The organism is Echinicola strongylocentroti, from assembly GCF_003260975.1.
GTDB classification, from domain to species: domain Bacteria; phylum Bacteroidota; class Bacteroidia; order Cytophagales; family Cyclobacteriaceae; genus Echinicola; species Echinicola strongylocentroti.
This window is the reverse complement of the sequence record NZ_CP030041.1, coordinates 4,297,229-4,309,935: the sequence shown is the minus strand read 5'-3', so window position 1 is coordinate 4,309,935 and position 12,707 is coordinate 4,297,229. Positions and strand designations below refer to the sequence as shown.

Sequence of the window (12,707 nt, the reverse complement as noted above, 5' to 3'; positions counted from 1 at the left end):
AGAATCAATCAAACGTTAATAATAGAGCTTTTTCCATTACTAAACCGATTAGTTTATGAACAAGAATATCAGTTTGTTTCTTTTTTGCAGTTTGTTTGCGCTGACGACCCTTGGACTCTCCTCTGCACATGCACAGCGATACATGATCCTTCAGAAGGGCGGAAATCAAAAAACACGTATCAAGTATGAAGAAGGCGACCTGATCACCTACCAAACCAAGGACATGAGCTACTTCATCAGTGATCAGATCAAAGAAATCCACCGTGATTTCCTGGTACTTCGGGAAAACATCATCCGCCCGGAAAACATCGCCGTGGTAGATGTACGCGACACCAGAGAGCAAAACCGGACGATAAAGAGCTTCAGCACAATATTCGCCGCAGCGGGCGCCCTCCTGCTGACCGCCGAAACTATTAATAGCCTCTACACGGAAGGTGAACTCTCCTACTCCAAGGGTGGCCTTATCATATCTGGTGCTTTGCTGGCCGGAAGTTTCGTCATCTCAAGGTTTAAGCAAAAGTACTTTAAAAATGAAGGAAGGAACAAAATCCAAATTATATACCTCGATATCACTCCAATAGAAAAGGAAAACGACAAAAAGAACCTTTATCAATAACTAGGATAAAGCAATTTTTCTGGATGGAAGGTTTTATTTTTTCTGTAAGCAGGGTTATTCACAGAATGCACTATTGCATGGCAATGAAACAAAAGGCCACTAAGTCACCAAGACACTAAGTTTTTTTGGTAAAGGGCGGTGATTGCAAGACAAATACCCTCCCGTTGTTCCGACAGCTGTGCTGCCAAACTTAGCTGTCTTAGCTGTTCGGGATTTAAAATCCCGAACCAGAATAATGGGGATTTGAAATCCCCCTAGGCCATTTGTGAGGAGCATAGATATCAATAAGGATATAGAATTTCAGCAACTCACATGCGTTAGCCTGACGGACATGGTTGTTCCGACAGCTGTGCTGCGGAACCTACTAGCATTGAGTTTTCAACTCAACACCACCTACTGTTTTTTTATTTGTAAACACAAGGCACCGACCACACGCCCATCATAGTGCCTTAGCGTCTTCGTGGCAACAATCCTTGCATCAAACCCATTACCGTGGAGCACTTTTGGAGAATAATTTCCAAAATCCAATGGAATCCAAATGCCCCTAGAAAGATCACCGTAGAGATTTAGGTAAAGCCATAAAATTTGACGAAATTCGCATCTCTTAAAAATCAATTAAACGAAAATAAATTTATGACATCAGAACAGTTGAAAGACTTGAAGGCGCGTATCACGGCCTTAAGGAGGTATCTTTGACTACGATCGTAAGAAAGCAGAAATAGAAGATTTAGAAGCAGTATCTGCCCAACCTGACTTTTGGAACAATCCTGAAGAAGCCGAAAAGACCATGAAGCAGATTCAGGCACGGAAGGGCTGGACCAGTTCTTATGAAAGTGCAGAAACCAAGATCCAAGATCTGGAAGTACTGCATGAATTCTACACCGCAGGAGACGTAGAAGAAGATGAGATCAAAGCAGATTACCAAAAGGCACTAAACGAAATCGAAGAGCTGGAGCTGAAAAAAATGCTCAGCAATGAAGAAGATCAGCTAAGTGCACTGATGGAAATCAACCCTGGAGCAGGTGGCACAGAAAGTAACGACTGGGCCTCCATCCTCATGAGGATGTACATCATGTGGGGAGAGAAAAACGGCTACAAAGTGAAGGAAGTGGACCTACAGGAAGGTGATGTAGCAGGCATCAAATCCGTTACGCTGGAATTTGATGGCCCATTGGCTTATGGCTTCCTAAAATCAGAAATCGGTGTCCACCGTTTGGTGAGGATCTCGCCTTTTGACAGTGGCGGCCGAAGACACACCTCATTCGCCTCAGTATATGTGTACCCCGTGGTGGATGAATCCATTGAGATCGAAATCAACCCATCAGATATCGAGCTACATACTTCCCGTTCGGGAGGCGCCGGAGGGCAAAACGTAAACAAGGTGGAAACCAAAGTCCAACTTACGCACAAGCCTACAGGGATTGTAGTAGTCTGTCAGATAGAGCGGTCTCAACTTGCCAACCGTGAAAAGGCCATGCAAATGCTAAAATCGCGTCTCTATCAGATGGAGATGGAAAAACGCCACGCCGAGAGGGACAAGATCGAAGCGGGCAAAATGAAGATTGACTTTGGCTCGCAGATCAGGAATTACGTACTGCATCCATACAAGTTGGCCAAAGACGCAAGGACTGGTCACGAAACTTCTGACGTACAGACTGTCTTGGACGGTGGTCTGAATGACTTCATCAAAGCCTACCTATTGGCTCAAAGTGAAGAAGAAGCTGAAAATAATTGACCTTTTCCTTTATCCAAAAACTAATGAGCGCACCGGAGTACTTCCGGTGTGCTTTTCTGTTTTAACTGGCAAACCATGGACTTGCAAAAATTACTCCCTCCGTTTTTCACGTTGCGCTTTCTGCAGTTATGCCTGAGCTCATTCCTCTTCTTTGCCAGTTTTAATATGATCATTCCCGAACTTCCTGCTTATTTGAGCAGTTTGGGCGGTGAGGACTATAAAGGCTTGATCATATCCCTATTTACCTTGACAGCAGGGCTGTCCAGGCCCTTTAGCGGCAAGCTGGCAGACCGCATAGGCCGAGTGCCCGTCATGATCTTTGGCGCAGGGGTTTGTTTGGTGGTGAGCTTGCTCTACCCATTGATTTCTGGAGTGGCTGGCTTCTTATGCCTGCGCTTCCTGCATGGTTTTAGCACAGGTTTTACACCTACAGGGATCTCTGCATATGTCGCAGACATCGTACCATTCAATCGCCGCGGAGAAGCTATGGGGCTCCAGTCACTCTTTAGTTCACTGGGGATGGCAGCCGGCCCAGCTTTGGGAGGTTACATTGCCAGCCTTCACGGTATCACTCCGTTGTTTTATTGCTCATCTGGTGTAGCGCTGATTTCCATTCTACTACTGGTCCGATTGAAGGAGACCGTACCGGAAACAGTGCCCTTTCGAATGGGGCATTTCAAATTAAAAAAGGATGAAATATTCGAAAAAAGGGTATTTTCTCCCTGCTTCGTACTGTTTTTTTCTTACCTATCTTTTGGCATCATCCTCACCATTATTCCTGATTTTTCAACATTTCTAAAAATCGAAAACAAAGGAATTTTCTTTGCAGTATTTACGCTAAGCTCATTGGCCATACGGCTGCTGGCCGGAAGAGCTTCGGATCGCTACGGAAGGATTCCGGTCTTAAAGGCAGCCACCTTTTGCCTTGCCTTGGCCATGACCGCCACGGCCTTTAGCCACTCCAAGGAAATGCTGATTTTCTCAGGTGTACTCTTTGGTTTTGCATTGGGCATGACTTCACCGACCATCGCTGCATGGACCATCGACCTGTCTCTATCGGCTTTCAGAGGACGGGGACTGGCGACCATGTACATCGCATTGGAAGCGGGTATCGGCATTGGCGCTTTAGGGTCTGGATGGATTTATGCCAATCAACACGAGCGATTCCCTCTTGTATTCCTTATGGGTGCTGCCGGTGCCTTGGTAGCTTTCATTTACTTATTTATCACCAAAACTGCCTCCAAAACCCCACCCACCCCCTTTCAAAAGTGAGGTGATTGAGGTGGATTTTTTACCTCGTTGAGTCAGAGACTCAGTGTCCGCCAATGCTGGGACAGCGTCCCAACACAACCGGGACCCAGCACAACCAGGTATAAAATAACTCCAGCTAAGCCCACCTACAAAGTGAGAAGTTTGACTCAATACTCCATACTCACATCTCGACACTACTTTCCTTATTGCATTTCTCTAGAAATACTGCTTTTTTTCTAAGGTTGCTTAGTCTGAATAATGCAGCGCTGATCCTTTAACAGCTTATTGATATCTTGTTTTTCCCAGTTGGATTTGATCTCCTTCAGGTTGGTCTCATAATTTTGCTTGAACTTCCGGCGATAAATCGCCTCTACAAATCTCCTTACATCAGTAGCGTCTTCTAGGATCAACTTGGGCACTTTAGTAGGCTTGTCATCTTCCCCTTTTGCCACCATCGTAAAATAGCAGGTATTGGTATGTTTGACATTTCCCACTTTTACATTTTCAGAAATCACCTTTATTCCTATTACCATGGAGCTGTTTCCTACATAGTTGATGGAAGCCATGAGAGACACCAGCTCTCCCACCTCCACAGGCTGCAAAAAATCCACCGTATCAACCGAAACGGTCACACAATAGGCTCCGCTGTGCTTACTCGCAGTGGCATAAGCCACCTTATCCATCAGCGAAAGTAAAATCCCACCGTGTATCTTCCCTCCAAAATTGGCATAAGAAGGAATCATCAATTCGGTAATGGTGGTTCTGGAAAAAGCAGACGTTCTCGCTATTTCTTTATGTATACTCATGGTTGGTCTCTTTAAAAACTGGAAACAATTCGATAAAGATAAAACAAACTCTCCAAAAGACCCTGAAGAAGGCTGAATTCTACCCAAACAAGCTATTAGCGTTTATCGAATTATAGAATCAGACTCCTTCCAATCACTTGTTCTTCTGAGAAAGCAACCTCAAACTCAACCGCTGAAAGCGCCAAAGCAACAAGCCACCGGTAATCGTCAGGCCAATCAACAACCCATACCAGATGCCTTTTTCTTCAGCTCCCCAGTGAAAGGCCAGCATGTATCCAAGCGGAAGGGCGATCACCCAATAAGCCACTAAAGTGATCACAGTAGGCATCTTCACATCGGCCATACCCCTGAGTGCCCCTAGTCCCACTACCTGAATACCGTCGGACAGCTGAAACAACCCCGCTATTACGAGCAGCCCGGCCGTCATTTGCACCACCTCTGCATCCCCAATATAAAGCAATGGCAGGTAGTCCTTGAAAGCAATAAAAATCCCTGCGAACAACAACATAAATACTGCAATCATCCCAAAACAGGTAAAACCGGCCTCACGAAGGGTCTTGATATCATTTCTGCCCAACTGATTCCCCACCCTCACCATGGCGGCCGCTGACAATCCAGAAGCCATCATATAACTGACAGACGCTAAGTTAATGGCAATTTGGTGGGCAGCCAGTGCATTTACTCCTATCCAGCCCATCATAATGGCGGCGGAACTAAACGCCCCTACCTCAAAAACAAACTGAAAACCCGTGGGAACGCCTATTTTCAGGAGCTTACTGAACATCGGGAAATACAGTTTTCGAAAATCCAGCTTCAGTCTGTACTTCTTGAACAAAGGACTTTTCCACACAAAATACGCCATCACCAATGCCATCAACACCCTGGAGATAAGTGTCGCCCATCCGGCTCCATTCAGCCCCATTGGCGCAAAACCCAGGTTGCCATAAATCAGCACCCAGTTCAGGAAAACATTGATCACATTACAAAAGATCGTGATCAGCATGGCCTCCTTGGTATGGCTCAAGCCTTCGGCAAATTGCCTGAACGTCTGAAAAAACATCAAGGGGATCAAAGAAAGCGTAATCACCCCCAGAAACGGCACGGCTTCTTCTACCACTCCCGGAGGCTGGTTCATATGCGCCAGAAGTGGTGACGCTAATACGATCACCAAAAACAAAATAACTCCCGTAAACCCGTTAATGGCAAAACCATGGTTAAAAACCCGCGTGATCTTACGCGGCTTGTCCTCTCCATCGGCAGCAGCCACTAAAGGCGTCATGGCCATGGAAACCCCCGTACCAAACATCATCACCACAAAGAAAATACTGTTGGCCAGTGATGCAGCAGCGAGCGGCTCGGCTCCTAGCCGCCCCACCATCATGCTATCCGCTACACCCACGAGTACCTGACCAAGCTGACTCAACATGACCGGATAGGCCAATGTAAATGTCTTAGAAAAATGCTCTTTAAAATTCAGTTGTCTTAAATACATAACCTTCCAGCAGCAGAGCTGCTTTGAAATGAATAGTAGGCTTTTGAAAAATCGCAATACAGGTGGCTCCCGAGCTGCCTAATAAAGCAGCTCGGCTAAGCACCTTACCAAATGGCTACGGGGATTTTAACTCGATTTAAATCTCAAGCATCCTCGCGGCTTTCAGCAGTACAGCAGCACTGATCACATCGGTAATTTCTCCATCGAGGACCTTCTGTACTGCCTCCGCAAGAGGGAGCTTTTTGACCTGGATTTTCTCGGTGTCCTCGAAAGCCGTTTCACCTTCTGTCAACCCTTCTGCCAGGTAGGCAAATCCTTCCTCATCTGTGACAGAGTTGGAGGTATGAAATCGCATGATCATTGTCCACTTTTGGGCCGTCAACCCCGTTTCTTCTTTCAGCTCTCTCTTGGCCCCATCTAGAATATCCTCCCCAATGGGACTGCCTCCCTCCGGGATTTCCCAGCTGTATTCATCAATGGTATAGCGGTACTGTCCCACCAGCCAGGTATTCCTATCAGTATCTACTGGCAAAATGGCCATTGCCTTATTCTTAAATTTCACCTTTCCATAAAGCCCGTCCGTACCCGCCGGCGTAACTACCTCGTGCTCCTCAAGTTCTATCCAGGGATTGGAATACAGTGAACGTCTTGACTTGGTTTTCCAAGGATTTTCTTCCATAACGTTGGTTTTATCAAAAAAAAAGGGTGACCGAACAGCCACCCCTTGAATGATTAAAGTATTTTTAATTGACAGGGATCGGCAGTACTTTGCTGTCCTTAAATGTAGATAGAATGACCATGGACTGCATAGAATCCACTTCTTTGATTTCACTTACTTTTTCCAGCATCAATTTCTGGTAAGAAGTAATGTCCTTAGAGATGATTTTCAATATAAAATCTCCGGTACCTGTGATATGGTGACATTCGATCACCTCAGGGATCGAATCGATTTCCTTCATGAAAGCATCGATATTTGCTTTGTTATGACCGATCAGGCTCACCAATACGAAGGTGCTTACTCCAAGACCTATTCTTTCAGGATCCAGCTTCGCATGATAGCTTTTGATAATACCTGACTGCTCCAGTTTTTTTACACGCTCCAAGGTAGGAGCTGGAGACAATCCAATATCTTTTGAAAGCTGCGCATTGGTAATTTTAGCGTTTGCCTGAAGAATTTCAAGGATCTTGCGATCAATTTTGTCGAATTTTACTTTTATGTGATTATCCATGATTTAAAGTATTTGCAAAATTTTATGTCGTGCAAAGGTAATATATTTTCAAATTATTTTAAAGCTATTTAAGACAAAAAACGGTCATTAATACAAAATATTGTTGATTTTACTATTGAATATTTAGAACTTTTCACCTCATAACGCTTTTTTACGAACCAAATTTCAAATTTTCTCTTGATTCATTTAACTATAGACGTTCATTATCCGATTAAAGTTTATTCTTTTTCAAAAAATCTCTCGCTTCTTGGTGGGCAGGATGCTTGCGCTTAGCATATTTTTTCACTTTTTTCAAGTAAGCTTTTGCCTCCTTGTCCTCACCCTCACTGGCAGCTATCTTTCCTAAATGGAGCAGTGAATACAGGTAGTACCCGCTTTCCTGGCTTTCGGACTCTTCTCCAAAGGCCACTGTCTTCAAGTAATATTCCTTGGCATGCGGCACATCATTGATCCGATCATAGTACTGTGCAGTGAAAAAAGAAGCATATCGCCCACTATTCGACTCATACCCCTCCTGGCCTGCTTCTATCCGTTGGAGAATTTCAAGAGATTGTTCTTTTGCTTGCGCTCCTCTTCCAACGGCATACAACTGCCGCGCATAAAACCGGTGGAAGTACGGATTATCAGGATATTTATCGTGAAGATATTCGGTAATTTGCAATGCGTCATACGGGCGTTTTTCTTCTGAAGCATAGAGTCTGAACAAAAAATACTGGGCTTCTACCCGAGCATAAAAGGCATTTTTGGCCACTTCTTCCAGCTGCATCAATCCCAGCGCTTTATCACCTTTTGGGAATAGGGCCATAACCGGCTTCATCAAAGGGTAATTTTCAGGAATCCAAACCGAAAAATAATTGAAAAGTGCATCTCCAAGCAATAATTCCGGACTAAGTTCTTCATCTCCTTTACTGAGCTCCATATATTTGAGTGCATTTTTGCCGGCAATGGCCGTAGCTGTCCAACTGTCCCTTTCACTCAACAACCTTCCTTTAAAACCATAGGCTGCCGCCAAGAAAAACGCCGCTTCTTTATTCTCAGGCTCATCCTCCAACATCACTTCGGCCTTGTCAATGGTCTCCTCCATAAACCTCATAAACAGCTCGTCATTTTGATCGTTCTCCATATCCGGCACAATCTTCCACCACTGGGCCAAGCCCATAAGAAAATAGGGAAGAGGGTGCTCTGGATAATTATAGCGCATCACCGCAAAACCTCTCTCGGCAGTCTCAAAATCAAAATTATACATGCTATTGATCGCTTCAGTTATCCTAAACTGAAGGCCTTTATCCAATAGCAAGTAGGATGGCCTATCAGCCTTGACCTCTGCTGTATCTACTTGAAACTGTCGCGCTCGAACCATCTCTGACCCAAGCAGCAAAACAATAACAAGGCAAGTAATGATCCGCATCCAATTATTTTTAAACAAAATTACGACCTTATTCAATTTCGTTTAGGAAAATTCTGACAATTATTTTACAACGACTAAACGTATATAACGCAGATCATCGTTCGTAATTTCAAACGAACTAGATTTTTTTCGCTAATTCGCTAATTTTTGACTGAACATGGAAACCACAAAGCCTTCATTATAGTTTCCACATCTTAAAAAAAGATGCAGTTTTCCATGGATGAAATCGAATTTTATACTTCTCCCCAAAATAAGATTTGGCAGCAAAAAAGCGACAATTTTCCATAAATCCGGTAAAAATCAGGCTTTTTTCGGTCATAAAGGGCTTTTAATACGCTTTTTACTTTCAAAAGTGCAATAAAACCTGTATTCTCGTGTTACAATAACAAACCAACTAGAATTTCTAAATACCAAATCAAGATGAAAAGAAGTATTATCATAGCACTTTTCGTATGTATCGCTGTATGCTATACCTCTTTAGCGCAGGAATCCCCTGCGCCTGAAAAACCACAGAACTCCCTCAACAGTGGGACCATTGAAAGCCAATTTGACTACCTTAACGACGTATCAAACAATTACCAAGAATACAAGGTGGTCAAAAAGACAAACCTAGGCAAAATCAAATCAAATATCCTTGACTCCCTTAAAGTATTCAAAGATCAGATCGTTGAAAAAAACAGCAAAATCAATGAGCAAAATGCTGAGATTGACCAACTGAACACGGGGATCAAAAATGCTGAAAATGAACTGAACGAAACACTGGCCGCCAAGGACAGTTTTTCCTTCTTAGGCATCCAGGTATATAAGACCACCTACAGCACCATGATGTGGAGCATCATCATCGGGCTAGGGGTTGCCTTGGCCTATTTCATCTATAAATACTCCAATAGCCACAAGGTAATTGCAGAGACAAGAAAAGATCTCATCGAAACCAAAGAGGAATTTGAAACCCATCGAAAAAACACACTGGAAAGAGAGCGCAAGCTAAAACGACAGCTTGTCGATGAAATGAACAAAAAACAAGGGATCACATCCTAAAGAAATCCCAAAAGGGGAAAGCAAATGCTTTCCCCTTTTTTGTCGTCTTTCTTCGTATACCTTTTAAAATTGGTTAAATCCCCCTGATTTCGTGAATATTTTTTTATTTTCGCCTTTCACATTTAGTGTAACTCAAGCATGATTAACTATAGAAAAGTCAACAACCTCACAGGCTGGATATTATTTTTAATTGCCTCACTGGTTTATCTTCTGACGATAGAAGAAACGGCCAGTTTTTGGGACCCAGGAGAATTCATTGCTGTAGCCTATAAGCTACAAGTACCCCATCCCCCAGGAGCCCCTTTCTTCCTGCTCATTTACAGAATGTTCTCTTTCTTAGCGCTAGGTGACCCTCTTGAGATTGCTTACTGGATGAATGCGGGAAGTGCCGTATTCAGTGGATTTACGATTCTCTTTCTGTTCTGGTCCATCACATTGCTGGGACGTAAGCTCTTCAAACTTGAAAAAGGCAAAGAAAGCAAGGGACATACCATTGCTATTATGGGCGCAGGCATTATTGGGGCTTTGGTTTACACCTTTTCAGATAGTTTTTGGTTTTCGGCTGTAGAGTCCGAGGTATACGCCATGTCATCCTTCTTTACGGCCATTGTGATCTGGGCTTTCTTAAAATGGGATGTCATCGAAAATCCAAAGGACGAAAACCGCTATATGATTTTCATTGCCTACCTAGTAGGACTGTCCATAGGTGTCCATTTGCTCAATTTGGTAACCTTGCCGGCTCTGGCCTTGGTAGTTTACTTTAAGAAATACAAAAACCCAAACCTCAAAGGAGCCATCGTCGCTTTCCTTTTGGGCGGGGTGGCCTTGGTCACGATCAATAATATCATCATTCCTGGTCTGCCAAGCTTGGCAGGATCCATGGAAATCTTCTTTGTCAATAGCATTGGACTTCCATTTGGCTCAGGAATTATCGTATTTATTGCCTTATTCCTAGGTGGGCTTATTGCGGCCATCATCTACTCTATCAAACAGGAAAAGGTGATCTTGAACACGGTATTGCTCTCATTGACATTTATCTTGATCGGCTATGGTTCGTATGCGCTCATCGTCATTCGCTCCAATGCCAACACACCTATCAATGAAAACGCGCCAAAGGACATCATCAGCTTCGTAAGCTACCTCAAACGGGAGCAGTACGGATACCGTCCTTTGATGCACGGACAGTACTTCACTGCCGAAGTACAAGAGCAAAAAGAGGGTGATCCGGTATACGCCAAAGGAGATGACAAATACGAAATTGTCGATTATGAAATCGTCACCGAATACGACCCGGAAAAAACAACTATTCTCCCACGTATTTATTCCACACAGGCCCAACACAAACGGCTTTACCGCCAAAAACTTGGCTTAAGGGAAGGTGAAGAGCCTACTTTTGCGGACAATATCGCTTTTATGCTGGACCACCAACTGGGACACATGTACTGGCGCTATTTCTTGTGGAACTTCTCAGGTAGGGAAAGTGACATCACTGATGCTCCATGGACAGGAATCACCAATGCCTTTGAAGATTATCCAGATTTTATCGAAAACAACAAAGCACACAATAATTACCTAATGCTACCCCTGCTACTGGGGCTCATTGGGTTGCTCTTTCAGGCCAAATATGACACCAAGTCATTCTGGCTCACCACCATGCTCTTCCTGATGATGGGAGTGGTACTGGTACTGTACCTCAATTCCCCCCCTGTAGAACCCCGCGAACGAGATTACATCTACGTAGGTTCATTTTATGCCTTTGCCATTTGGATCGGTATGGGCGTACTGGCTATTGCTCACGGGCTGGCCAAATTGAACAAGAATTTTGCGGTGGCCGGTATCCTGGCGACACTGATCGCTTTCCCGGTACCGGTACTGATGGCTTCCCAAAATTACGATGACCATGACCGTTCCAATCGCTATTTCTCTGTCGACTCTGCTAGGAACTTCCTGGCATCTTGTGAAGAAAATGCCATCCTATTTACCGGAGGTGACAATGACACCTTCCCACTATGGTACGTGCAGGAAGTGGAAGGCTTTAGAACCGATGTGCGGGTAATCGTGCTGAGTTATTTCGATACGGACTGGTACGTAGAACAAATGACCCGCCCCATCAACCAATCTGCTGCACTACCTTTCTCCCTTGAGAAAAAGAATTTCAAACGGGGCACCAATGACATCTTGTTTGTCAATGACAGACAGGGATTGGAAGCAATATCGGTCAAAGAGTACCTAAAGCTGCTCAAAAACGAGAGCGACTTATTAAAAGTAAAATCCGGCTATACCAATACCATCTATCAAGTTCCTTCCAGAAACCTCATCTTGGAAGTGGATTCTGCACAAGTCATCAAAGACGGCGTGGTACCTGAAGGCATGGAAGACCTCACCGTCAACCATATGAACCTTAGGGTAAAAGGAAATTACCTCACCAAGGGAAACCTGATGCTATTGGACCTTATCGCTACCAACAACTGGGAACGGCCAATTTACTTTAACAACACCTCATTATCTTCGGTCAGTCTGGACCTGAGCAACCATGTGGTAATGGAGGGACTTACCTACCGGTTACTACCCGTTCAAAAACCGGAGAATGTCGATGAATTTGTCAATACAGACTTGGCTTACAAAAACGTAACAGAGAACTTTGCCTACCGTGGCATGGACAACCCAGACAGTTACTTCGATGAAGAATACAGAAGGTTTACCTCTAACCACCGCAGCATGTTCAACAGCCTGACCAATGCGCTGATCATGGAAGATAAGCTGGACATGGCCGCCGACATCCAAAAGCTAAGCATGGAAAAATTCCCTAACGAAGCCATACCATATGACCTGTCCAGTGGACAGTCTGTACCTTCGTTGTTCGAATTAGGGGAAGATGATATGGCCATGGACATTATCGAGGTGCTTTCAAAGAGAGCCTTCGAGATGCTGCAGTTTTACCAAGAAAAAGGCCGTGCCATGGATAGGGAAGCGATGTATTCCCTAGAGATGATGCGCTTCTTCGTCCCTCTCCTACAAGAACGCGGTTACGACGAATTGGCCACTGAGATCCAGAACAACCTGGACAAGGTAATGGGGCCAGCTGCTTCCCCGAGAGGTATTTTGCAGAAAAGGAAATAAAAAAACTAAAAG

Annotated in this window: 10 protein-coding genes; 5 read left to right on the top strand and 5 right to left on the bottom strand. The window is 44.2% G+C overall.

The window, feature by feature from the left end; translation table 11 throughout:
- Positions 1-55 precede the first annotated feature (55 nt).
- The 3 genes from DN752_RS16650 to DN752_RS16640 all read left to right on the top strand — a co-directional run bounded on the left by DN752_RS16650 (position 56) and on the right by DN752_RS16640 (position 3,623).
- Entirely contained in the window at positions 56-616 is a 561-nt protein-coding gene (locus tag DN752_RS16650) for a hypothetical protein (RefSeq protein ID WP_112784997.1), read from the top strand.
- Positions 617-1,249: 633 nt separating this feature from the next.
- A protein-coding gene (prfB, locus tag DN752_RS16645) for a peptide chain release factor 2 (RefSeq protein WP_112784996.1) occupies positions 1,250-2,351 on the top strand; the annotation gives its coding sequence in 2 pieces (ribosomal slippage) (positions 1,250-1,309 and positions 1,311-2,351; 1,101 coding nt in all).
- Between the two features lie 75 nt (positions 2,352-2,426).
- Complete coding sequence (locus DN752_RS16640; protein WP_112784995.1) at positions 2,427-3,623, top strand: MFS transporter; 1,197 nt, start codon at positions 2,427-2,429, stop codon at positions 3,621-3,623.
- Positions 3,624-3,838: 215 nt separating this feature from the next.
- Here the strand turns inward: DN752_RS16640 and DN752_RS16635 are convergent, their stop codons facing one another.
- The 5 genes from DN752_RS16635 to DN752_RS16615 all read right to left on the bottom strand — a co-directional run bounded on the left by DN752_RS16635 (position 3,839) and on the right by DN752_RS16615 (position 8,537).
- On the bottom strand, positions 3,839-4,408 hold the full coding sequence (locus DN752_RS16635; RefSeq protein ID WP_112784994.1) for an acyl-CoA thioesterase: 570 nt from the start codon (positions 4,406-4,408) through the stop codon (positions 3,839-3,841).
- Positions 4,409-4,541: 133 nt separating this feature from the next.
- On the bottom strand, positions 4,542-5,900 hold the full coding sequence (locus DN752_RS16630; RefSeq protein WP_112784993.1) for an MATE family efflux transporter: 1,359 nt from the start codon (positions 5,898-5,900) through the stop codon (positions 4,542-4,544).
- Positions 5,901-6,036: 136 nt separating this feature from the next.
- On the bottom strand, positions 6,037-6,579 hold the full coding sequence (locus tag DN752_RS16625; protein ID WP_112784992.1) for an NUDIX domain-containing protein: 543 nt from the start codon (positions 6,577-6,579) through the stop codon (positions 6,037-6,039).
- Between the two features lie 64 nt (positions 6,580-6,643).
- The gene (locus DN752_RS16620; RefSeq protein WP_112784991.1) at positions 6,644-7,129 is read right to left on the bottom strand and encodes an Lrp/AsnC family transcriptional regulator; all 486 of its coding nucleotides are present in this window, start codon (positions 7,127-7,129) and stop codon (positions 6,644-6,646) included.
- Between the two features lie 211 nt (positions 7,130-7,340).
- The gene (locus DN752_RS16615) at positions 7,341-8,537 is read right to left on the bottom strand and encodes a tol-pal system protein YbgF (protein WP_112784990.1); all 1,197 of its coding nucleotides are present in this window, start codon (positions 8,535-8,537) and stop codon (positions 7,341-7,343) included.
- Positions 8,538-8,957: 420 nt separating this feature from the next.
- On the opposite strand from DN752_RS16615, the gene DN752_RS16610 reads away from it, so the two are divergent.
- Together DN752_RS16610 and DN752_RS16605 are read left to right on the top strand one after the other, a co-directional pair.
- Positions 8,958-9,575: a hypothetical protein gene (locus DN752_RS16610; protein ID WP_112784989.1), complete on the top strand. Its 618-nt coding sequence runs from the start codon at positions 8,958-8,960 to the stop codon at positions 9,573-9,575.
- A 138-nt stretch (positions 9,576-9,713) separates the two neighbouring features.
- The gene (locus tag DN752_RS16605) at positions 9,714-12,695 is read left to right on the top strand and encodes a glycosyltransferase family 117 protein (RefSeq protein ID WP_112784988.1); all 2,982 of its coding nucleotides are present in this window, start codon (positions 9,714-9,716) and stop codon (positions 12,693-12,695) included.
- Positions 12,696-12,707 lie beyond the last annotated feature (12 nt).